Consider the following 23,035-nt stretch of genomic DNA (forward strand, 5'->3'; position numbering starts at 1 on the left):
TAATATTGATTGCCGGATTGCGGTGTCATTCGATGACACTGGCAATGGTCCCCTAAAATTCAGACATGGCAGACTAAACAGGCCGTCCGTTCATTGGGTTTTAGTCGGCAACACTTGCTGCGAGAGGCAGCATCTTTTGGTTGCAACTGGTTTGAAGTTACCGAGTTACCCAATGTGGTGACTGTCGTTGATGGTGCTCTGTCGTCAATAACGTTGTGCTGTGCGAGGAGTTGGGGGCTTGAAGGGGAGGTGCCAAGTCGAGGGTTGCGGCTTTACGCCGCATTACCCTTCTTTGGTGGATTGCGCCTGAGTTCGGCGGCGCCGGGGGTGAGGCGGACGAAGGTTCGGTCCGGCAGGCGGAGGTCGACGATTAATACGTCGCGGGACAGGATGTTGTGGGCCTGATCAAGTTGATCAAGGCGCGCCCAGGCTTTAGCCATGTTTTCTTCGGGCAGGCGGATGAACATGCCGTTGGCAAGCTGGATGTTCCAGCGGCGGTTACCGATGCGTTGCGCGCCGGTGACCATGTCAAACAGGCGCGGGATGGTTTTAAGCGTGGTCAGCATTTCGCTGGCATGTTCGCGGGCGTCGGTTCCGACCAGAACCGGCAGGTTCAGATAATCACCAAGTTCATAATCCTGAAGCTGGGTGCCATCGGCATCAATCAGGACATGACCGGTTTCGGTTTGCCAAAGGGCCAGCGGTTGACGTTCGGCAATCGAGACAACCAGGGTGTTGGGCAATTGGCGTTCGACAATCGCATCGCGGACCCAGGAAAGCTGTTCGATGCGTTCGCGCGCGGCATCAACATCAAAGGTGATGATCGGCGTGCCGGGTTTTTGGCCGATGGCGGCCAGAAGGGCGGCGGGATCGGTTTTTTCGCGTCCGGTGACTTCAATGTTTTTAACCGTCATGCCGACTTCTGCGGACAGCCGGATGGCTTCGACTTCGGCGGCCGCCAGCCATTTTCCGGTTTTGCCGGTGTACCAAAGCGCAAACGGCCCGGCGATAAGAAGGGCTGTCAGGCTTGACCACCAGAACACACGGACAATCTTTTTCAGATTGGCGCCGACACTGTGCTGTTTCTCATGCTTCTCGCGGCGTTCGCGGGCTTGTTCTTGCAGTGTCCCTAGCGCTCGCATGAAGCGTCCTCGACCATCCAGGAAACGATATCGGCAAAGCTGAACCCGTCGTATCGGGCGGCATCGGGGACAAGGGAAGTTGGCGTCATGCCCGGCTGGGTATTGATTTCAAGGATCGCGACCCGATCCTGTGCCGGATCATAGCGGAAATCAGCGCGTGCAATGCCGCGACAGCCCAGCGCGCGATAGGCCTTTTCGGCGCAGTCCTGAAGTTTGGCGCGCAAATCGTCGGGGATATCAGCCGGGATGATATGTTCGGAGCCCCCGGCGACGTATTTTGATTCAAAATCGTAAAACGCGTGATTGCCGGTCAGGATTTCGATGATTTCCATCGCCTTGCCATCCTTGACCGCAAGGGTCATTTCGCGGCCGGGAATGAATTCTTCTTGCATCACGCCGTCGCCATGGGTCCATTCGCGGGCCAGCATGTTTTGTTCTTCTTCGGCGGTCAGGACGATTTCGACCCCGACAGAGGAGCCTTCGTTATTGGGTTTAAGCACATAGGGTGGCGGCAGGGCGGTGCCATTGGCAATTTCATCGCGCGAGACCCAGACATGACGCGCACAGGGAATGTCATATTCGGCAAATATCGCCTTGGCCGACATTTTATCCATCGCAATCGAGGATGCCCGAACACCGGAATGGGTATAGGGAAGGCCCATGATTTCAAGCAGGCCCTGAACCGCACCGTCTTCGCCCCAGCGCCCATGCAGGGCGTTGAACACAACATCGGGTTTGGGATCAATCGCGGCAAGCTGGGCGGCAAGGTCGCGGGTGGCGTCAATCTCGGTGACTTGATAGCCTTTTTCGCGCAATGCCTTGATGCATTCGACGCCCGAAGATAGCGAAACTTCGCGTTCTGCGGACCAACCGCCAAAAATTACTGCGACATGTTTGCTCATGCGTCTTTTCCTATGATCGAATGTCCCAGCCGGTCGCCGATGCGCCGGATTTCCCAGCGCAGATCAACGCCACTATGTTTTTTAACCCGCTCGCGCACGGTATCGCCGAGTTCTTCAAGATCACGGGCGGTGGCTGTCCCGGTATTGATCATGAAATTGCAATGTTGTTCCGACATTTGCGCCCCGCCAATCATCAAGCCCCGGCACCCGGCAGCATCGATAACTTCCCATGCGCGGTCGGGCAGGGGATTGGCGAAGGTTGAGCCGCCGGTGCGTGATTTGATCGGTTGTGATCCGGCACGGGTATCCTGAATTTCGGCCATGCGATTGGCAATTTCGGCCGGGTCGCCCGGCGTGCCGCGCAGGATGGCGGATGTGAAAATCCAGTCTTCGGGCAGGCCGCAATGGCGGTATGTCAGGTCCATTTCCCGGGTCGTAACGGTATGCAGATCACCCCGCCCGTCAATCGCATTGGCACTGATCAGCACATCCTTGATTTCGTGGCCATAGGCCCCGGCATTCATGCGAAGCGCGCCACCAACCGTGCCGGGAATACCCGATAAAAACTCAAGCCCGGCAATTCCCGCCTGTTGCGCCATTTGCGCGACATTGAGGTCAAGCGCCCCGGCCCCGGCATGGATATCGCCGTCTTTCAGGATCGCATCGGTAAACGGACGCCCCAAACGAATGACGACACCGCGAATGCCGCCATCACGGACCAAAAGGTTTGAGCCGACCCCGATTACCGTGATGGGCAAATCGGCCGGACGGTTTTTGATGAAATCGGCCAGATCCATTTCATCGGCCGGGCGGAACATCACATCCGCCGGGCCGCCGACCTGAAACCAGGTGACTTTGGACAATTGCGCGCCTTCGCGCAGCTTGCCCCGCACCTTTGGCAGGCGATCAATCAGCGGTGTGTGGTGTCCCGGCGTGCTCATGACGAACTCAGTTTTTCCGATTGCAGGGGGTTAAAAATCAGTTTTTCAGGGCTTCAAGCTGTGCGGGCAGGGCGTTGGCCCATGCGCTGATCGAACCAGCGCCAAGGCAAACCACCAGATCGCCCGGTTTGGCCTGATCGCTAATCACGCTTGCCAATGCTTCGGGGCTTTCAAGGGCGGTAACATTGCGATGGCCACGGGTGCGCAAACCTTCGACCAGGGCATCGCGTGATGCACCGTCAATCGGGGTTTCACCAGCTTCGTATACATCGGCGACAATCACGCTATCGGCGTCGTTAAAGCAGGTGCAGAATTCTTCGAACAGGTCATGCAGGCGTGAATAGCGGTGTGGTTGGACCACGGCGATGACATTGTTTTGCGTTGCCTTGCGGGCCGCTTTGAGCACGGCTTTGATTTCGACCGGATGGTGGCCGTAATCATCAATGATGGTCACACCATCGACTTCGCCGGTTTTGGTAAAGCGGCGTTTGACCCCGGTAAAGCCATCAAAGGCAGATACGATTTTATCATCGGGAATGCCAAGTTCAAGGGCAACCGTGATGGCGGCCAAAGAGTTCGACACATTGTGATCGCCGACCATTGGCAGGCGGACATCCTTGATCACGCGTTCTTCGCTATCGACACGTTCGCGGATCACAACATCAAACACGCTGTCGCCGATATTGGTGCGCACATTAACCGCACGGACATCGGCCTGTGGGGAAAAGCCAAAGGTGAAAATGCGCCGGTCGGTGACCTTGCCAATCAGGGCCTGAACTTCGGGATGGTCGATGCACAGAACGGCAAAGCCATAGAACGGGATGTTTTGAACAAAGTTTTTAAACGCTTCGCGCAGGTGATCGAAGCTTTTCCAATGATCAAGATGTTCGGGATCAATATTGGTCACAACCGAAATGGTCGAGGGGACTTTGATAAATGTGCCATCCGACTCATCGGCTTCGACCACCATCCAGTCGCCATCGCCAAGACGGGCATTGGTGCCATATGAATTGATGATGCCGCCATTGATCACCGTCGGGTCCAACCCGGCAGCATCCAGCATGGTGGCGACCAGCGATGTGGTGGTGGTTTTGCCATGTGTGCCGCCAACCGCAATTGCGGCCTTAAGCCGCATCAGTTCGGCCAGCATTTCTGCGCGGCGCACAACCGGGATCATATCGGCCCGTGCGGCAATGACTTCGGGGTTATCTGGCTTAACCGCGGTGGAAATCACGACGACTTTGGCATCGGCAACATTTTCGGCCTTGTGACCGACAAAAACCGAAATGCCAAGGCCGCGCAGGCGCTGGACATTGGCATTATCGGAAATATCCGACCCCTGAACCGTGTAGCCGAGGTTATGGAGAATTTCGGCAATACCGGACATGCCGATGCCACCAATACCGACAAAATGGATGGTGCCGATGTTTAGCGGCAGGGTGTTCATAGAGTGTCTCCTCGGGTTTTCTGGGCGTCTTTTATATTTATGTTTTCAAGGTCGGGGGTGCCTGCCGGGTTAAGACCCAGTAGATCAAGCACCATATCGGCCAGCCGTTCGGCGGCATTGGGGCGACCGGTGCTTTTGGCGGCCTTTGCCGCCCGGGTCAGGGCAGATGGATTTTGCAAAAGTTTGGTCAGGCGTTCGCTGAGCACATCGACCGTAAACCGATCTTGCGGCAACAACCATGCGCCACCGGCATCTTCGACCTGTTGGGCGTTAAAGCGTTGATGATCATCAATCGCGTGGGGCAGGGGGACCAGAATCGATGGCCGCCCGGCGGCAGTTAGCTCGGCCACGGTGGAGGCACCGGATCGGGCAATCACCAGATGGCAATCGCGCAGACGATCCGGGATATCATCGATAAAGGATGCCAGCGTCACATCAATGCCCGACCCGTCATAGGTTTTGCGCACAGCGTCAAGGTCTTCGGCACGCGCCTGTTGGGTGACGACAAGACGATTGCGCAAATCACGCGGCAGGGCGACCAAGGCCGCAGGCAGAATTTCAGACAGAACGCGCGCGCCCTGTGATCCGCCGGTAATCAGCAGGCGCACCGGGCCATCCGTTGTCGGGACGTCGTAATCGGTATTGGCAAGGGCGGCGACTTCGTGGCGGATCGGGTTACCGGTCCAGATGACTTTGGCTTCGTCATCGGCGGCAATCATTGTTACCGTCGGGAACGAGGTTGCAATGCGTTTGGCCGCCCCGGCGACCATCCGGTTGGCCCGCCCCAGAACGGCGTTTTGTTCGTGAATGGCAAAGGGAATGCCAAGCCATTTGGCCGAGAGGGTGGCCGGGATCGAGGCATAGCCGCCAAATCCGATGACGACCGCCGGTTTGGCCTTTTTCAAAAGCGACCGGGCTTTCATCGTGCCAAGGCCAAGGCGCAGCGCGCCGATGATCCGGCCCTTGATGCCCTTGCCCGCAATGCCGCCAGCCGGCAGGATGATGGTTTCAACCCCGTCAACATCGTCGGTATAGCGTGCCGCACGGGCATCGGTGAAAAACAGCACCTTGGCGCCGCGACGCACAAGCGCGCGTGCCAGTGCAACGGCGGGGAACATATGCCCGCCGGTCCCGCCCGATGTCAGGGTGATGACCTGCCCGGCCAGGGGATGTTCCGCCACATCCGCCGCCGGGGAAATGGCAGGGGAAATAGCGGGCGCATTGGCCGGGGATGTGGCCGGGGAATTTTCAATATTCTGGCTGTCGGTCATCAGATCCACATATACAACGACGGTTTGCCCTTATCAGAACCCGAGAAAGGTTAACATCCCTTCAAGCGGGCCGGTTATAGGGGCGGATTTTGTCGTTTTAATGCAGAAGTTTTTGCGGGATTGTTCGGATATTGAGAACGGACTTAAGAAATAAATCTGTCCCCTTTTTTGTGAACGTTCCAATCGGATAGAAAACGGGTCTCAGGTCAGTGTATGTCGTTGCAGTCTGATTAAGTTCTTTTCACCCCTTAAACAATTTGAGGCGGTCTATTATACTATTTTTATTGCGGTATATTTTTAAGGCTACACTCATCGTGAAAATTGAAAACAGGGCGTGATGAGAAATATGCTTCTCCCAAAATATCATAAAGTTGAGGCATCTTTATTGGCGTTTAAAGAACAGCGTGAAAAAGACAAATCAATGGGCATCAATGATTACAGCTTGTTGAATTCTGTTCTTCGATTAAACGATGAAGTTCGCCTTCATTCTCGCTTCATTTATTCAATGATTAACCCGTTAGGCGATCACTATCAAAACGAAACTTTTCTACGTGAGTTTTTGAACCTAATACAACACCTTAATATTAAGAACAACATAGATATATCGAATGCAAATGTGCTTTGTGAATGGCAAAATATTGATCTGCTTATTCACGATAATTCATATTTTCTTATTATCGAAAACAAATTACGAGCAAAGGATCAAAAAAATCAAATCTCAAGGTATATTGAGATTGTTATGCAACACTTTAATATAAAAATTGATGAAGTAAGTAATCGGATTGCCGTAATTTATCTTTCAAAAAAAAAAGATATCGACCTTGTGAAGAATCAAAAAGCATAATTGGATTTAATTTCACTGAAAATTTTGATTATTTGCAGGGAAATGGATCTATAATCAACGATAAATCTATTAAATTTCCTAGTTACGTAAACATTCCCTACTATCACTTACCTTATTTTAGAAGAGAAATTTGGAAAAATAAAAAATCAATTTTTGACTGGGTGAGTAATTGCCTTAGAAATGATCTTCCTGAAAATATTGCGACCTCTTTTCAAGAATATCACCTTATTTTAAAGAAATTGATACCAAATCATACCTGGAGAAAAATTAAGACCATGAGTGACTTTGCAATGGAACAGGATGAAGAGAAGCAAAAAGATTTATATGCCTTTATGATTGAGGCGCGAAAGGCACTTCCTGATTTTATTTGTGATAAAATTATCAGTGTTTTTTTAGATTTATACGGAACTGAAATCAATAAAACTAAACTAATAAACTGGCTGATGAAAAAAGGCCGAAAGGAGAAGTGGAAAGATTATATAGAATTGGTGAGCATCGAAAACCGAGAGAACCTAACATTGCATTTTGCCGTCGACAATATTTTCTTCGGCGAAAAAAAAGGTGATAGATGGTCAGAAGCAGGAGTAGTTCCTATCGGAAATAGAGATCAGCTTTTAGAAGAGATCGATGGCCTATATAAGTTTCTGGATAATCTGAAACATTATAATTGCAATTCCGCCACAATAAACGCCCCCTCTCAAGAGGATGATCAGACACTGTCAGTGTAATGTGACTCTAAAGAGTAAAAGGGGACAGATTTGTTTATTTGTCCTCTTGAGGAAATCAAAGGGGCGGCGTGCTGGATGTCGATCATGGTAGGGCCTTGGTGTTTGGGGCGAACAGTTTCGAACACTGTATCGCGTAACGCCGAACGGGGTCGTTTTTTTAGGGCTTTGGCACGATGGACGCCCACCTTCGCGGGGGTGACGGTGGTTTTGTGGGTGTTTGGTTGCGCGAAAGGACTAAAAGGGGACAGTCCCCTTTTGCCGCGATGGACTCCCGCATTCGCGGGAGTGACGGTATTTTTGGGGTGAAGATGGTTCTTTCGGCGTCATTTCCGCGCCGGGTCGATTTATGGTTCTGGGGCCGGGGGCTAGATCGTATCAATCTTGTATAAAACCGAATTATCCCGTTTAGCCAGCCGGTCATAAAGGCGTTGGGCGCCGTGGTTGTCGGTGCCGGTGAGCCAGTAAAGGCGGGCCCAGTCGTTTTGTTTGGCTTGGGTTTGCAGGGCGTCCATCATCAGGCCGCCGATGCCCCGGCCGCGTTGATCGGGTGATACCCAGAAATCTTCGAGATAGGCGACATTGCGCAGCGTAAATGTGTGCGGGTGGATGATGAGATGGGCCAGTCCGATGACGGTTTGATCGTCGTCGATTTTGCTGTCGGGTTGGGCGGGATCAAGTGCCAGCCAAGCCTGCATCGGGTGATCCGGGTCAAGAATGCGCTGCCACAGGCCATCAATCACATCATCGGGCATATCGGGGGCTCCAAACTGGATGATGTTTTGGCGCCAAAGGCATTCCCACCCGGTGCGGTGGCGGGGGGCGGCGTGCTGGATGTCGATCATGGTGGGGCCTTGGTGTTTGGGGCGTTGCGCAATTATGCGGGTATCAGGGCCTTATGCGTAAGGTGGATGTTACTGTTTCAAAGGTGTCAAGCCAAGTGGCGGTTCGCGGGCGTCGTCACGATATGAGGCGACGGGCACGGTCCTGATCATTATCGAGATTTCGCGCAAATATCGGTTCGTGATGGGCGAGGCGGTTACGCAAGCGCCTTGAAACATTAAGGTCGCGATAAATCTGTGCGTGTGCCTGTGCGATGGTGTGTGTTGTGTTATCGAGTGGTTTTAAGGAATTTCAGAGAGCGAATTTTGCAGATTATCCAGTATAATCTGCCCCATCAGTTCGCTTTGACCATGATACGCCTCGATTGAAGCTCTTATCATCTGTTCCTGGTTGGTTTTCGTCCAGTTAATGAAATAACCGGCCTGATAGGCGAGTTGCCCGATGAATTCACGTAATGTCCGACCATTTCCCTCGCGAAAGGGGTGAAGGACATTCCATTCTCCCAGATAATATCCTGCCCGTTCGGCAAACTCTTTTCGGTCCAGACCTTGAAGGAAGTTCTCACTGGCCAGTTGTATAGAGAGTTTTTCTGCTTCTCTTTCAATAAACGTCCAGTTGGCAAAGCGCGTGGTACCTTTGGATATATCTATTGTGCGCAGATCACCAGCCCATTCGTATATATCGCCAAACAAGTGTTTGTGTATGCGTTGCATATGAGGAAGGTCGAAGGTTTTATCCCGATTTTCCAGAGGAATTTCTGCAAGTTGCGATGTGCGAACTGCAACAAGACCCCCTTCAAATGCCTCAAGATCGGCTTGATTGTCAAAGCCGAGCTTGTTCTTCATTACGCCCGTTTTAGCGTCCAGATAATCGTCGTTTGAGCTATACTTTTCCACTCGCAATACGATCTTTCAGGCGAGCCAGTACGTTTTCAATATCTAGTAAACCAGCAGAATAGCGCTGCAAATCAGCGAGGGTGGTGGGGTCAACTTTCAGCCCTTCCAGACTCTGACTTGCCACGGCGTTGGCTACGTGACGTTGCCGGTCAAAAAGTTGCTCTTTAGTTGTCATTCCAGAACACCTTAAGGTTAACTTTGGATGAGGCAATTATAGCTGAAATCATCACATGTGAACAGCAATAGGTCCTGACCTTAATCAATGCCTTAAGGGGCGGTCAGAATCCGCGATGTTCGTGGCGCTTGAGCGCCGTTCTATTCGCCCGGACGTTTTCGGGTTAACGCCAATACAAAGCCCATGCCAATCGCGATGCCGATGGTGGCCGAACCGCCGTAAGAAATGAATGGCAGGGTCATGCCCTTTGGCGGGACCAGTTGCAGGGTGGAGGCCATATTGATCACCGCTTGCAAACCAAATTGCACCAGAATGCCGGTAACGGCCAAAACGACAAACAGATTGCGTTCACCCATCAAACGCGACAGGCCGCGCATGATGACAAAGCAAAACACCCCGACGACCAGCACACAGAACAGCAGGCCGAATTCTTCGCCCGCGACGGCAAAGATAAAATCGGAATGGGCATCGGGCAGGAAGTTTTTGACCGATCCTTCGCCGGGGCCTTTGCCCATCAGGCCGCCATTCATAAAGGCCTCCATCGAGCGGTCGATCTGATAGTTATCGCCCGAGGCCGGATCAAGGAAGCGATCCACACGTGATTGCACATGCGGCAGGATCAGATAGGCACCAACCGCCAAGCCGACCACCCCCATGCCAAGGCCAAACACCAAAACCATTGGCAGGCCGGCCAGGAAAATCTGGGTGGACCAGATGGCGGTAATCACCACGGTCTGGCCAAAGTCCGGCTGGATCATCAACAGGATGATACAGGTCGCCAGCAACAGGCAGGAAACGATATAGCCGGGGAAATTCGGGTTCAGCCGGCCTTCGGAAAACATCCATGCGACGACGACGGCAAAGGATGGTTTGAGGAATTCGGATGGTTGGATGGTTAGCCCGGCCAAGTGAATCCAGCGCACCGCGCCCTTGATTTCCGATCCGACAACCGGCGTGATGATCAAAAGACCGATCACGCCAAGGAACATGACAGAGGCCAAGCGCCGCACCCATTTGATCGGCAGCAAGGATATGCCAAAGGCGCAGAGGGTCGCCAAACCCAGAAAGACAAACTGACGCCGGACGAAATGGAAGCTATCGACATTGATGCGGTCCGCGACCGGCGGGCTTGCCGACATGACCAAAAGCGCACCGATGGCCATCAACAAGATGACAGCGGCCAGCATCCAGCGATCAATCGTCCACCACCAGATACCCAGCACCGATGTATCGGCGCGGGAAAAGGCGATGTTGTCGCCGTTATTGTTTTTGCCAAACAGGGGCTTCATGCGGGTTCCTGCGCGGCTTTTGCAAGCTGGGTGTAAAGATCGCGGAAGGCATCGCCGCGGGCTTCGAAACTTTTAAACTGATCAAATGACGCGCAGGCCGGTGATAGCAAGATAACCGGGTTATCAAGCCCGGCGGATTTGGCATCGGCAAAGGCGGCCTTGGTCGCAAGATCAAGGGTTTCGCATTTCTGCCAGGGCAGGTCATCACCAAGGCTATCGGCAAAGGCATCGGCCGCTGCGCCGATCAGATAGGCCTTTTTGATTTGCGGATAAAAGACGTCCAGCCCGGCAATCCCGCCTTCTTTGGGTTTGCCGCCCAAAATCCAGTAAATATCGCGATAGGCCGACAGGGCCTTGGCCGTGGCCTCGGCATTGGTGGCTTTGCTGTCATTGACGAAGGTGACGCCATTAACATCGCCAAGGCGTTCCTGACGATGGGCAAGGCCGGGGAACGTCATGATACCGTCGATGATGCGGGTGGCATCAACACCGCGTGCGCGGCACAGGGCATAGGCAAAGGCGATGTTTTGCCAGTTATGAATGCCGGGCATATGAGAAACGGTGACTAAATCCATGATGCGGGTTTGCGCGCCGGAAAGATCATCAATCAACCAGCCATTATCAACATAGATACCGTGCGGGGCCGGTTTATGGACCGAAACTTCGATCACGCGGCGACCGCCTTCGCGCGCCAGTTCTTCGGCCATGCGGGCACAGATATCATCATCAACCGATATGATCGCCCATTTCGGGCCCTTGTTGCGCGCAAAGATCAGGCGTTTGGCGCCGATATAACCATCCATGCCGCCGTGACGATCCAGATGATCGGGCGTGATGTTTAAAAGGGCCGAGGCATCAAAACTGGCATCGCGCAGCAATTCCAACTGATAAGACGACAGTTCCAGAACAAGGCAATCATCGACCGTGGCCGGATCAAACCCCAATGCCGGATAGCCCAGATTGCCGCCCGCCTGGGTTTTGATGCCCGCACGGTCAAGGATATGGGCAGTCAGGGCCGTGGTGGTTGATTTGCCATTGGTGCCGGTGATGGCAAGGCTTGGCACATCGGGCAAGGCCGTACAGAGCAATTCAACATCGCAAATGATCGGTGTGCCAGCACGCCGGGCCTTTTCAGCCGCGGGATGCGGGGTTGGAAAGGTGGACGGGATGCCGGGGCTTATAACCAGCATATCGGGTTCGGACCAGTCACATTGCGCCAGATTGATCGGGGCAAGGCCAAGCGGTTCAAGCAGGCCGCGGCCATCGGGATTATCATCCCAGGCCCAGACAATCGCACCGGCATTGATCAGGGCCTTTACACTGGCCAGTCCGGATTTCCCCAGACCGAGAACCGCAATGGTTTTACCGCGCAAATGAGACAGGTCGATCAATGCCCGATGTCCTTAACGAAGTTTAAGAGTTGCCAGCCCGACAAGGGCCAGAATGACTGCAATGATCCAGAACCGGATAACAATGGTGGCTTCTTGCCAGCCCTTTTTTTCGTAATGGTGATGCAGCGGCGCCATGCGAAAAACCCGCTTGCCGGTCATTTTAAAGGATGCAACCTGAATGATCACCGACAGGGTTTCCAAAACAAACAGCCCGCCGATAATCGCCAGAACCAATTCATGTTTGGTAACGACCGAAACAGCCCCCAGCGCACCGCCCAAGGCAAGCGACCCGGTATCGCCCATAAACACCATGGCAGGCGGGGCGTTGTACCACAGGAAGCCCAGACCCGCCCCGACCAGCGCGCCAAGGAAGATGGTCAATTCACCCGATCCGGCGACATAGTGGACTTGCAGATATTCGGCAAACTGGATGTTACCGATCAGATAGGCAATCAGCGCAAAGCTTGCGGCGGCAATCATCACCGGCACGATGGCCAAGCCATCCAGCCCGTCGGTCAAATTGACCGAATTGGACGCACCGACCATGACAAACATCGCAAACGGAATAAAGAACCAGCCAAGATCCAGCAGGTAGTTTTTAAAGAACGGAAAGGCCAGCGTTGTTGCCAGCGGATCGGCGGTATTGGTTGAAATCCACCATGCGGCGGCGGCGGCGATTGAAAACTGACCCAGCAGTTTGATCTTGCCCGGCAGGCCCTTGGTGTTTTTCTTGGATACTTTCAGGAAGTCATCGAGGAAACCCAAAAAGCCATAACCGATGGTGACCAGCAAAACCGCCCAGACATAGGCATTGGACAAATCGGCCCATAAAAGCGTTGCGATGGAGGTTGATAATAACAACAAAAGGCCGCCCATGGTTGGCGTGCCTTTTTTGGTCAAAAGGTGGCTTTCGGGGCCGTCTTCGCGGATTGGCTGGCCTTCGCTTTGTTTTGAGCGCAGCCAGTTGATCAGCGATGGGCCGAGCACAAAGGCCAGAATAAGCGATGTTATAATCGCCCCGCCGGTCCGAAACGTGATGTAACGAAACAGATTAAAAATTGGAAACTGATCGGCCAGCGGATAAAGCAGATTATAGAGCATCGCCCCAAGGGTTCCTTCCGGGTCTTAATTTTTTGATGTCGCGGGTGCGGATGCGACATCACCCGATGATTTTAAGGCCAAGACAATTTTAGAAACGTAAATGCCGAGCGATCCTTTGATTAAAACCACGTCACCGGCCTGTATTGCCGATGAAATCGGGGCAATCGCGTCTTCGGCGGTCTCGAAATGACCGGCATGGAGGTCGCCGGGCAGGGTATCTTTTAACGCGGCCATCAATGGCCCGACGGTGTAAACCCGTTCAATGCCCAGGGCGGTTAACGGGTGATGCAGATCGGCGTGCAGTTTGACCGCGTCATCGCCGAGTTCGCGCATATCGCCCAGAACCGCGATCTTGCGACCCGCCCCATCGGGTTTGCTTTGCGATAAGACACTAAGGCCCGCCATCATCGAGGTCGGATTGGCGTTATAGGCATCATCGATCAGGGTGTAGGTGCCATCGCCCGACGGAACCGGAAGAATGTGGGTTTCACCGCGTCCGGCAGGCGGGGTGAAATCGGCCAGATCCTGTGCTGCGCGGAGCACATCACCACCGATCGCATCAACACAGGCCAGAACCGCCAGCGAATTCAGCACCCAATGTTCACCCGGACAGCCGATGAAATATTCAATATCACGACCCCCGACACGAGCGCGCACCGCAGAGCCATTGGCGACAATATTGGCTTCGAATAAACGGTAATCAGCCATGGCATCGGTGCCAAAGCATTTGATGTTTTTAATGCCGAGTTCCTTGGCACGGCGCGCCAATGCAAAGTAATGCAGGTTGTCGCGGTTTAAGATCACAGTGCCATCGGGATCAACGCCATCGAAAATTTCGGATTTGGCGGTGGCGATTTCGGCTTCGTCTTTGAAAAATTCGGTATGGGCACCGACCACATTGGTAATCAGCGCAACCGACGGGCGGACCATTTTGACCAGCGGACTGATTTCACCGGGATGGTTCATGCCGATCTCGAACACACCGTATTGCGCGCTGGGCGCCAAGGTGGCGAGGCTCATGGGCACACCCCAGTGATTGTTGAAGCTTGCCGGGCTGGCGTGGGTTTCGCCCTGTTCGTTCAGAACGTATTTCAACGCTTCCTTGGTGCCGGTTTTGCCAACACTGCCGGTGATCGCGATGATTTTGGCATTGCTGCGTTCGCGCCCGGCAAGGCCAAGACGGACCATGGCATCAAGCGTATCTTCCACGACCAAGGACGGCGCGCCATCGCTCAGCGATTTCGGATCGGACACCATTGCGGCGGCACAGCCAGACTCAAGTGCGGTCTGGGCGAATTTATGACCATCGAAATTCGGGCCCTTAAGCGCGATGAACAGATCGCCTTTGGTGGCCTTGCGGCTGTCAATCGACACGCCCGACGCCTGCCAATTACCGGTAGCCTTGCCGCCGGTGGCTTTTTCGGCGTCTTTTGCCGTCCATAAAACAGCCTTGGTCATTGCGTTGCTTTCTTTCGTATCCGCATCCATCACGGTCTTTGGTGCCGTGATTGGTTTATGTTTAATCAGTTGCCGCCCAAAAGGATGTTGCGTGCAATCGCGGCATCATCAAATGGCAGAACCGTATCGCCGATAATTTGGCCTCTTTCGTGGCCTTTTCCGGCAATAATAAGAATATCGTTACGTTGCAGGATGCCGATGCCGCGTTTGATTGCCTCGGCACGATCCCCGATTTCAACCGCCCCGTCGCAGGCCTTTTTGATCGCGGCACGGATTGTTGCCGGGTCTTCGCTGCGCGGATTGTCATCGGTGATGATGGCAATATCGGCATTTTGATGCACGATGCGACCCATTTCCGGGCGTTTGCCGGTGTCACGGTCGCCACCCGCGCCAAAGACGCAAATGATGCGGCCTTTGCAATGCGGACGGACGGCCTTGATCACGGTTTCAAGCGCATCGGGGGTATGGGCATAATCGACAAAGACCGGGCTGCCAAAGCTGGTTGAGCCAACCAGTTCCATACGGCCGCGCACACCTTCAAGTTTTTCAAGCGCGGCAACCGCATCATCAATATCGGCACCCGATGCGATGACAATGCCAAGGGCGGCCAGTGCGTTCATCACCTGAAATTCGCCCATAAGCGGCAGGTGAACACCATATTCGCCCTTGTCGATGGCGAGTTTAAGCTTGGTGCCGGTCGCGGTTGGTTTGGCATCGATCAGTTTGATGTCATCGGCATCATGGCCATAGGACATAACCGTAACACCGCGCCCCTGACACATGGAGCGCAGGACTTTGAACTGCGGCACATCGGCATTCAAAACAGCGGTGCCGTTTTCAACCAAAAGATCGGAAAACAGGCGGGCCTTGGCGGCAAAGTATTTTTCGAAATTGCCGTGGTAATCAAGGTGATCGCGCGTGAGGTTGGTGAACGCCGCGACGGAAACCTTGACCCCGTCGAGACGATATTGGTCCAGCCCGTGCGAGCTTGCCTCCATCGCGACATGGGTGACGCCGATTTCAACCATTTCATTCAGGCTTTGATGCAGGGCAACCGGATCAGGGGTTGTCAGCGCGCCGGGGATTTTGGTCCCGGCGGCACGAATGCCCAGCGTTCCGATGGATCCTGATGTATTGCCAAGCAGGGTCCAAAGTTGTTCGGTGAAAACGGCGGTGGAGGTTTTGCCGTTTGTCCCGGTAATGGCCGCGATATTGGCCGGTTGCTGCCCATAAAAACGGGCGGCAAGCTGTGCGTAACGCAGGCGCGGGTTTTCCACCGGAATCAGGGGAACCGTTGCAGCGATTGGTTTGGGCGTGCCATCCTTCGCAAGGATAGCGGCGGCACCCAGACGGATCGCGTCTTCGATGTATTTTGATCCGTCGGTTTTCGCACCGGAAAGGGCGGCAAACAGATAGCCGTCCTTCACAGTACGTGAGTCTGCTGTCAGGCCCGTAATATTCGGGTCCTGTCCGTCGGCATGTTTAAGTGCCGCTTGATCACCTGCCATGAGTTCAGAAAGACGCAAGCTTGCGCTCCCCCTTGCGAAGTTCGATCTGCAGCGCTTGCTCTATCTCCGGCGCCTTCGCATTCGCCGGTTCAATTCCCAAAATGGGCGCAATACGTGTCACAACCTTGCCAACAGCCGGGGCGGACACCCAACCAGCCGTGGCAAATCCATACGTTTCTTTTGTTCCTTTGGGCTCGTCCAACGTCACCAGAACCACATATTTCGGGTCCTGCATCGGGAAGGCGGCGACAAAGGTAGACATGCGGGCGTTCTTTACGTAGCGCCCGTTCACGAGTTTTTCCGAAGTGCCGGTTTTGCCACCAAGATAGTAGCCCGGTACTTCGGCCTTCTTGCCCGACCCATCGGTTACGACAAGACGCATCAAGCGCCTGATCTTGTCCGATGTTTGTCGGGAAATAATCCGTTCACCTGCTGGTGCGCCGTCCTGTTTCAGGATCGTTGATGGACGCAAAATGCCGCCGTTTGCCAGAGCGGAAATGCCGCTGACGACCTGAAGCGGTGTCACGGCAATGCCATGGCCAAACGAAATGGTCATGGTGTTCACTTCGCGCCATGGTTTGGGCACAAGCGGGGAACCAACTTCGGGGAGCTCGATTTTTGGTGTATCGAGAAGTCCGAATTTCTTAAGGAATTTTTGCTGAACATCGGTCCCGAAGGTTAGCGCCATCCGGGCCGAGCCGATATTCGAGCTGTATTTGATGATTTCAGCCACCGACAGCCAGCGGTTTTCACCGCGATAGTCATTGATCGCGAAACGGCCAACCCGGATCGGCTGGGACGCATCAAACATGCTGTCGAGGTGGGCGATGCCGGTTTCAAGCGCAATCGCGGTGTTAAACAGTTTAAACACCGAGCCCATTTCATAAACGCCAAGCGTCGCACGGTTAAAGCGCGCATCGGACGGGGCCTGACCGGGGCGGTGCGGATCAAAATCGGGCAGCGACATCATGGCCAGCACTTCGCCGGTGTAGATATCCATGACCATGCCCGCCGCACCGATTGCGTCATAGGTCTTCATCGCGCTTTCGACTTCTTCTTCAAGCGCGTATTGCACACGGGTATCGACCGATAACTGAAGCGGGCCGTTATTGATGCGCAATTCATTGTCGAATTTGCGTTCGACGCCGGCAATGCCGTTATTGTCGATATCGGTAAAGCCAAGCACATGGGCAAACAGACGGCCATGCGGATAGACGCGGCGTTCTTCGCGCTGGAAATTCAGGCCGGGAATGCCAAGCGAGTTAACCGCATATTGTTTTTCCGGGGTCAGGTTGCGGCGCAGCCAGACAAATGCCTTTTGCGAGCTGAGATGGCGGATCAGGGTATCGCGATCCAGATCGGGCAGGGCGGTTAGCAACAGATCAGCTGAACCGACCGGATCCTTGATCACGCGCGCATCGGCATAAAGCGAATTGGTCGGAAGATCGGTTGCCAGCAACAGACCATTGCGATCGACAATATTGGCGCGTTCGGTTTTAAGTTCGCGGGTGTCAGACCCCGATGCCATTTCAGGTTCATTGCCTTGGCGCAGTACAGTGGCATCGACCAGACCGGCCGTGATCCAGATAAAGCCAACGGCAAACATCGCACCGGTAATGATGATGCGGTTGCGTGCGGTTTCAATCGCATGGCGTTCGCGCTGATCCGGGCTTAGTTCCGGGCGGTCACCGCGCAGCCAGTATGAGAAACGGTAAATGCTCATTGCCCGTCCCCCTGTGAAAGGCTGGAAAGGGACGGCGAATTAATGATCATGGCTTCGGCGGCTTCGTCGGCGGCCAAGTCACCCGGACGGGGGCGCGGCACGGGCAGAAAGGCGACGGCTTCACCGAATTTATCCAGACGATACTGATGCAGGTCGGCATCTTCGGACAGGTCGTCGATGCTGGCCATCTGAATCGTGGCGATCTGATCAAGTTTCAGATAGGTTTTTGCCAGTGTTTCAATCCGCTGTGGATTGTTCAGGTAGCTCCATTCCGCGTCCAGAACATGGATGCTTTCCTGTTCGGTCAGGATTTCCGACTGAATGGCAGCATATTGTTTTTCAAGGCGTTCGACTTCGTGGGAAACCCAATAGGTGCCTGCCCCGATAACGATGGTCAAAAACAGCCCGATAAAGGTCATCGCACGGGTCATTTTTGGGCCCCTTGCGGTGTTGCAGGCTGTTCATTGCGGGCAACGGCCCGCAGTTTGGCCGAACGCGCCCGCGGATTGGCGCGCAATTCGTCTTTTTGCGCGGTCACGGCCTTGCGGGTCAGGATGGTGAAGGTCGGAATGGTGATTTCGGGCTCACCCGGCAGGCGGCGCGACATTTTCGATGGATCGCCGGAGCGTTCCTTCATGAAGGTTTTGACACTGCGATCTTCAAGCGAGTGGAAGGTCACAACCACCAGACGTCCGCCCGGCTTTAAAAGGCGTTCAGCAGCCTGCATGGCGCGTTCAAGTTCGCCGAGTTCGTCATTGACGTAAATGCGCAGCCCCTGAAAGGTGCGGGTCGCCGGATCAATGCCATCCTTGGATTTGCGGACGACGGCGCGCACCGCACGGGCGAGCTGCAGGGTGGTTTCAAACGGGGTTTCAGCGCGCATTTCGATGATTTTATGCGCGACCTTGCGCGATGCGCGTTCTTCGCCATAGCGATAGATGACATTGGCGATGTCTTCTTCGTCGGCGGTATTGATGAAATCAGCCGCCGATGGGCCCGACATCGACATGCGCATGTCAAGCGGGCCGTCGGCGCGGAAGGAAAAGCCGCGATCCGCCTGATCAAGCTGCATGGATGACACGCCGATATCAAGAACGATGCCGTCAACCTGTTGCACGCCAGCCGCCGGGATCAGCGACCCCATGTTGCCAAAGCATCCTTCGACCATGTGGAAACGATTGTCGTAATCGGCTTCCATGGCTTTGCCGGTGGCAACGGCGGTCGGATCGCGGTCAATCGCATAAAGTTCGCAGGGCGCATGATCGAGAATGGCACGGGAATAACCGCCCGCGCCAAATGTTCCGTCAACCATGATCTCGCCTGCTTTTGGGGACAGGGCTTCGAGAACTTCGCGCAACAGCACCGGTTTATGCGGGCTGTTGTCTGTGGCGAAACGGATGTCGGTGTCGGTCATCCTGTTGCCCCCTCGTCATCCGGTCCGGCGGTGCCTGTTGCGGCAGCGGGGCGGCTGCTTGCAGGCGTGTCGGACAGGGGTTTGAGTTTGAGGGTCGAGCCGCGATTAAGCGTGCGGGTCCGGCTGGCGTCTTGCAGGGGTTTGAAGACATCCGGGTTCCAGATGCGGAACGTGCGGCCACGGCCAACAAAGGCGACCTGATCGTCAATGCCAGCGAATTCAATCAGTTCCGGCGGCAAGATGATGCGGCCTTCGCCGTCAAACGGCAGCATATGCGACGCGCCAAGAATGGTATCGGCAAGGTCATCTGCCTCGTCCGAGAACATCGCCAGATCGTCCAATGACGCGGCAATGCGTTCCATGTGGCTTTCGCCACAGCCTTCAAGCGCGTTTTCTTTGTGGGATTGGTACAGATAGATGCCGGCAAAGGTTTCATGATCAAGGGTCGCACGGAACCGTTTAGGCACGGAGACGCGCCCTTTTCGGTCCAGCTTGTGAATGTGCGTTCCTGTGAACAGCACTTCGCTATTCCCCTGATCAAAAATTCCAAATCGACAGCGCGATATTGATCAATTGCCGCGTCGAATTGGATATGCCCCGCATGACACCGTAAATGTGCCTAGTTATGGGGTATCATGGGATTTGATGGGGGTCAATGGGAATTGATGGGATTATATAGAGTCGTAATGCAGTTTCCTGCCGCTTTGCGGGCGATTGGATGGGGTGGGAAATGGGGGCGAAATATCGTTTTTTTGTATGGTTTTAGGGTCTTGCCCATTCAAACCCATGCCGCACCCATGCGCGCCCCATTCAAACCCGCCTGAACCATTTTTTTGGTCTGTTTGGGATTTCATGGATTGCAGGATTTGATTTCGATGCGACATACCGGTGATCCGATTTGCGGGGATTGGCATTTGATCGTTTATCGGTTTTGATGGCGCGGGCTTATCCGACCTGATCAGGGCCGGTGTGGTCGAGATGTGTTACAATAATGTCCTGATCCTAAAGCGGGGCGGCCTTAAGAGGGGCGAAGGAAGCGAGTGTTGCGGAAAAAAGCTGCCATATTGTTAATGCGTTGCGTCTGTTTGATGGTTTTTGCCGCAATGGGCGGTTCTGCATATGGGCAAGGCCTTAAACTTGACAAGGGCGGGGCGACGATTTCGCCGGAAGTCACATCGCCGGAAATGCGCCAGCTGTTGCCGTTGATCATGAAGCAATTGCAAAGCAACCCACAATTGATGGGGCAATTTGGCCTTGGTGGATTGGGGGCGCTTGGCGGGCTTAATGGTCTGGGCGGCGATGGTGATGCAGGCGGTTTTGGCGGTGCAGGTGCTGGTGGTGTTGGCGGTGTAAATGGTGCCGGGTCGATCCCCGGACTGGAAGCCGCGATTGCCAAGGCAATTGCCAATCAGAATGCGGCTGCGACGGCTGCAACCGGTATTCCCGAACAGGTGACGATTTATCGGCAACAATATCATCCGATCGACATGGATCATGATGCGCGGATCAGTGCCGATGAGGCCGCGGCCTATGCCAGTTGGATGTTCCGCCGTCGTGACATCAATGGTGACAGTGTTTTGGTGGTGCGCGAATTTGCCGCGGTTGAAGCCCTGCCGGGGGCGGCGGACGCCAATCGGCAACGGTTGCGCACCGAAAGCCGCCGTCTTGAATTGTTGTTTGGTACGGTGGATGGCAATGCCGATAAAATGATCGCCAAGGATGAATTCCTTGGCTATGCCAAGGCGCAATTTGATGAAAAGCGCGGCGAGGCCCCCGATATTGATCCGTTCGCCTTTCAGACGGTTTTGCCGTTCCAATAGGGATAATAACAGGATTGCGGTGACGCGATTTGGCGCATTTAACCGTTTTGTCATGGCAGATTGCGTGACAAATCATGCCTGCCAGGCCTATGACAGGGGACGCATAAGCACAAAATAGACCGGTATCTGGCGTAATGCTGCAAATAGGCGCGGATGGAGAGTGATGATGGACAGCAACGAATTCTTTGCCCCGGCCCGGCCCCCTGTTGATGATAATCCCGATGATAATCCCGATGGAAATGTCGCCGGAAATAGTGACGAAAGTGCTGGCGGTGGTTCTGTGGCTGTGGTTGTCGCGGCTGAAGATGATGGCGTTGCTGTTGATCGTGCAACGGGCGATGCCGCCCCGGCGGAGCCGCGCCCGGCCAAAACACCCAAATCAGATCGCACGCCGGTCTGGGTTGATTTGCTAAACCCGTCATCCGATGAAATTCACGAGATTGAAAAACGGTTTGCCATCGAGGTGCCGACGCGTGAAGAAATGCAGGAGATCGAGCTTTCATCGCGGTTGTATGACGAAGACGGTGTGCTTTTCATGACGGTGTCGGTCTTAAACAAGGCCAATACCGACGAGCCGGAAACGACCGCAATCACGTTTATTCTGGTCAAAAAGACCCTGATCACACTGCGTTATGCCGACCCGATCCCGTTCAAGACCTTTATCCGCCGGGTTAACCGGACGGCCGCATTGGCATCAAGTGCGGAAACGGTGTTGTTTGGTCTGTTAGAACAGATTGTGGATCGTCTTGCTGATATCATGGAGCAATCCACCGCCGATCTTGAGGGGCTTTCAAATATCGTCTTTTCCAGCCCCGATGACCCCGAATATGAAGGCGATCACCGGGCGGTGCTGCGCCGGATCGGGCGGGCCGGGAACCTTTCGGGCAAGGCCAAGGACAGTTTGCTGAACCTGCATCGTCTGGGGCTTTTCCTGTCAACACAACCACGACTTAAAAAAGATACCAAAACGCGGCTTAAAACCATTTCGCGCGATATTGTCTCGATCACCGAACATGCCAATTTTATTGCCAATAAAGTGACCTTCCTGCTCGATGCGACGCTGGGCATGATCAATCTTGAACAGAACAATATCATCAAGATTTTCTCGGTCGCCGCCGCGGCGTTTTTGCCGCCAACCCTGATTGCCAGCATCTATGGCATGAACTTTGACGTCATGCCCGAACTTGACTGGCAATTTGGGTATCCGCTGGCGATTGGCTTGATGGTTCTGTCGGCGGTGCTGCCGCTTTGGTATTTCAAGCGCAAGGGTTGGTTGTAAGCGAAAAGCCCGTCACCTTTAAATCTTGTCGCCTTTTCCGTGATTTGTGCCGGATAAAACGATACGGTCCTGACCCTAATTCACAGATCGCCTAATATTTGAGTGTCGAGGTGACTTTTATGGTTTTCTGGATGATGGGTGTGGCCGGATTGGCGATTGCTTATCTTATCGGGGCGACGCCCACCGGCTATCTTGCGGGCAAGCTGCTTAAGGGCATTGATCTTCGAGAGCATGGCTCCAAATCCACCGGGGCAACCAATGTATTGCGGACCCTGGGGAAAGGGGCTGCGTTGGTTGTGCTTTTGGTCGATGTGCTTAAAGGGGTGGCGGCTATTGCCTTTGCTCGCTGGTTTTATCCCTGGTTCTATAGCTTGTCTTACGACATGCCGCCCTCGGCATATGATCTGCAAAGATGGGGGGCTTGGGCGATTTGTCTGGCCGGACTTGCCGTCTTGTTGGGGCATGGCCGTTCGATTTGGCTGGGCTTTAAAGGTGGCAAATCGGCTGCGACGGGGCTGGGCGTTTTGCTTGCGATGTCTTGGCCGGTGGGCTTGGCGGCGGCGGCGGTTTTCGGTCTTGTGTTGGCGGTGTTTCGGATTGTTTCCCTTGGATCGATGCTGGCGGCGGTGACGGCGATTGCGCTGGTTTGCAGTTTGGAACAACCGTTACCCTATCGCTTGCTGGTGATTGCCGGCGGGGTTTACGTCATTGTGCGCCATCGTGCCAATATTCATCGGCTTTTGGCCGGAACAGAACCGCGTCTGGGGAAAAAATCCCCAGACGCGGGGGCGGAAGCGGGGCCGCAAATTTAATCGGTATGCTTTGGGGCTGTTTTATCGCCTGCTAGGGTCAGGACTCATTAATTT

The 23,035-nt window shown here is 54.3% G+C and carries 22 protein-coding genes; 5 read left to right on the plus strand and 17 right to left on the minus strand.

The features are described from left to right. Positions 1 to 272: 272 nt before the first annotated feature. From TALK_RS03995 to murG, 5 genes are read right to left on the minus strand one after another with little or no spacing between them, the layout of a single operon-like run. Positions 273 to 1,142 (minus strand): cell division protein FtsQ/DivIB, encoded by an 870-nt coding sequence (locus TALK_RS03995; protein ID WP_085616115.1) that lies wholly within the window; start codon positions 1,140 to 1,142, stop codon positions 273 to 275. Further along, the gene (locus tag TALK_RS04000; RefSeq protein ID WP_085616117.1) at positions 1,130 to 2,044 is read right to left on the minus strand and encodes a D-alanine--D-alanine ligase; all 915 of its coding nucleotides are present in this window, start codon (positions 2,042 to 2,044) and stop codon (positions 1,130 to 1,132) included. The genes TALK_RS03995 and TALK_RS04000 overlap by 13 nt, the downstream gene beginning before the upstream one ends. After that, positions 2,041 to 2,985: a UDP-N-acetylmuramate dehydrogenase gene (murB, locus tag TALK_RS04005; protein ID WP_085616119.1), complete on the minus strand. Its 945-nt coding sequence runs from the start codon at positions 2,983 to 2,985 to the stop codon at positions 2,041 to 2,043. The genes TALK_RS04000 and murB overlap by 4 nt, the downstream gene beginning before the upstream one ends. 37 nt (positions 2,986 to 3,022) lie before the next feature. Continuing rightward, on the minus strand, positions 3,023 to 4,432 hold the full coding sequence (gene murC, locus TALK_RS04010; protein ID WP_085616121.1) for a UDP-N-acetylmuramate--L-alanine ligase: 1,410 nt from the start codon (positions 4,430 to 4,432) through the stop codon (positions 3,023 to 3,025). Then, positions 4,429 to 5,712, minus strand: coding sequence for an undecaprenyldiphospho-muramoylpentapeptide beta-N-acetylglucosaminyltransferase (gene murG, locus TALK_RS04015; protein WP_139833710.1), 1,284 nt, complete (start codon positions 5,710 to 5,712; stop codon positions 4,429 to 4,431). The genes murC and murG overlap by 4 nt, the downstream gene beginning before the upstream one ends. A gap of 328 nt (positions 5,713 to 6,040) precedes the next feature. Between murG and TALK_RS04020 the strand changes: the two genes are divergently transcribed. After that, positions 6,041 to 6,547, plus strand: a complete 507-nt coding sequence (locus TALK_RS04020; RefSeq protein ID WP_085616123.1) for a PDDEXK-like family protein — start codon at positions 6,041 to 6,043, stop codon at positions 6,545 to 6,547. Between the two features lie 275 nt (positions 6,548 to 6,822). After that, positions 6,823 to 7,275: a hypothetical protein gene (locus TALK_RS04025; RefSeq protein ID WP_085616124.1), complete on the plus strand. Its 453-nt coding sequence runs from the start codon at positions 6,823 to 6,825 to the stop codon at positions 7,273 to 7,275. Between the two features lie 365 nt (positions 7,276 to 7,640). Here the strand turns inward: TALK_RS04025 and TALK_RS04030 are convergent, their stop codons facing one another. The 12 genes from TALK_RS04030 to TALK_RS04085 form a co-directional block, all read right to left on the minus strand. Then, entirely contained in the window at positions 7,641 to 8,117 is a 477-nt protein-coding gene (locus TALK_RS04030; RefSeq protein ID WP_085616126.1) for a GNAT family N-acetyltransferase, read from the minus strand. A gap of 279 nt (positions 8,118 to 8,396) precedes the next feature. Further along, positions 8,397 to 9,011, minus strand: coding sequence for a Fic/DOC family protein (locus TALK_RS04035; protein WP_085616128.1), 615 nt, complete (start codon positions 9,009 to 9,011; stop codon positions 8,397 to 8,399). Next, complete coding sequence (locus TALK_RS04040) at positions 8,998 to 9,186, minus strand: antitoxin VbhA family protein (protein WP_085616130.1); 189 nt, start codon at positions 9,184 to 9,186, stop codon at positions 8,998 to 9,000. The genes TALK_RS04035 and TALK_RS04040 overlap by 14 nt, the downstream gene beginning before the upstream one ends. Before the next feature lie 140 nt (positions 9,187 to 9,326). Then, positions 9,327 to 10,475 (minus strand): putative lipid II flippase FtsW, encoded by a 1,149-nt coding sequence (gene ftsW, locus TALK_RS04045; protein WP_085616132.1) that lies wholly within the window; start codon positions 10,473 to 10,475, stop codon positions 9,327 to 9,329. Further along, complete coding sequence (murD, locus tag TALK_RS04050) at positions 10,472 to 11,866, minus strand: UDP-N-acetylmuramoyl-L-alanine--D-glutamate ligase (protein ID WP_085616134.1); 1,395 nt, start codon at positions 11,864 to 11,866, stop codon at positions 10,472 to 10,474. The genes ftsW and murD overlap by 4 nt, the downstream gene beginning before the upstream one ends. 12 nt (positions 11,867 to 11,878) lie before the next feature. Continuing rightward, entirely contained in the window at positions 11,879 to 12,967 is a 1,089-nt protein-coding gene (mraY, locus tag TALK_RS04055; protein WP_085616135.1) for a phospho-N-acetylmuramoyl-pentapeptide-transferase, read from the minus strand. Positions 12,968 to 12,991: 24 nt separating this feature from the next. Continuing rightward, positions 12,992 to 14,425 (minus strand): UDP-N-acetylmuramoyl-tripeptide--D-alanyl-D-alanine ligase, encoded by a 1,434-nt coding sequence (locus TALK_RS04060; RefSeq protein ID WP_085616549.1) that lies wholly within the window; start codon positions 14,423 to 14,425, stop codon positions 12,992 to 12,994. Between the two features lie 65 nt (positions 14,426 to 14,490). Then, positions 14,491 to 15,951 carry a UDP-N-acetylmuramoyl-L-alanyl-D-glutamate--2,6-diaminopimelate ligase gene (locus TALK_RS04065; protein WP_085616137.1) on the minus strand — a complete coding sequence of 487 codons (1,461 nt, stop codon included), beginning with the start codon at positions 15,949 to 15,951 and terminating at the stop codon, positions 14,491 to 14,493. Beyond that, a complete protein-coding gene (locus tag TALK_RS04070) occupies positions 15,938 to 17,656 on the minus strand; it encodes a peptidoglycan D,D-transpeptidase FtsI family protein (protein WP_085616139.1) in 1,719 nt (572 codons plus the stop codon). The genes TALK_RS04065 and TALK_RS04070 overlap by 14 nt, the downstream gene beginning before the upstream one ends. Further along, the gene (gene ftsL / locus TALK_RS04075) at positions 17,653 to 18,087 is read right to left on the minus strand and encodes a cell division protein FtsL (protein WP_085616140.1); all 435 of its coding nucleotides are present in this window, start codon (positions 18,085 to 18,087) and stop codon (positions 17,653 to 17,655) included. The genes TALK_RS04070 and ftsL overlap by 4 nt, the downstream gene beginning before the upstream one ends. Further along, positions 18,084 to 19,070, minus strand: coding sequence for a 16S rRNA (cytosine(1402)-N(4))-methyltransferase RsmH (gene rsmH, locus TALK_RS04080; protein WP_085616142.1), 987 nt, complete (start codon positions 19,068 to 19,070; stop codon positions 18,084 to 18,086). Before rsmH ends, ftsL begins: the two co-directional genes overlap by 4 nt. Further along, complete coding sequence (locus TALK_RS04085; protein ID WP_085616144.1) at positions 19,067 to 19,591, minus strand: division/cell wall cluster transcriptional repressor MraZ; 525 nt, start codon at positions 19,589 to 19,591, stop codon at positions 19,067 to 19,069. Before TALK_RS04085 ends, rsmH begins: the two co-directional genes overlap by 4 nt. A 522-nt stretch (positions 19,592 to 20,113) precedes the next feature. Here TALK_RS04085 and TALK_RS04090 point away from each other — a divergent pair. The 3 genes from TALK_RS04090 to plsY all read left to right on the plus strand — a co-directional run bounded on the left by TALK_RS04090 (position 20,114) and on the right by plsY (position 22,981). Continuing rightward, a complete protein-coding gene (locus TALK_RS04090) occupies positions 20,114 to 20,890 on the plus strand; it encodes an EF-hand domain-containing protein (RefSeq protein ID WP_245829654.1) in 777 nt (258 codons plus the stop codon). Positions 20,891 to 21,053: 163 nt separating this feature from the next. Then, entirely contained in the window at positions 21,054 to 22,169 is a 1,116-nt protein-coding gene (gene corA / locus TALK_RS04095) for a magnesium/cobalt transporter CorA (protein ID WP_245829656.1), read from the plus strand. A 119-nt stretch (positions 22,170 to 22,288) separates the two neighbouring features. Then, positions 22,289 to 22,981, plus strand: coding sequence for a glycerol-3-phosphate 1-O-acyltransferase PlsY (gene plsY / locus TALK_RS04100; RefSeq protein WP_085616150.1), 693 nt, complete (start codon positions 22,289 to 22,291; stop codon positions 22,979 to 22,981). Positions 22,982 to 23,035 lie beyond the last annotated feature (54 nt).

It is taken from the genome of Thalassospira alkalitolerans, assembly GCF_002115745.1.
GTDB lineage: Bacteria > Pseudomonadota > Alphaproteobacteria > Rhodospirillales > Thalassospiraceae > Thalassospira > Thalassospira alkalitolerans.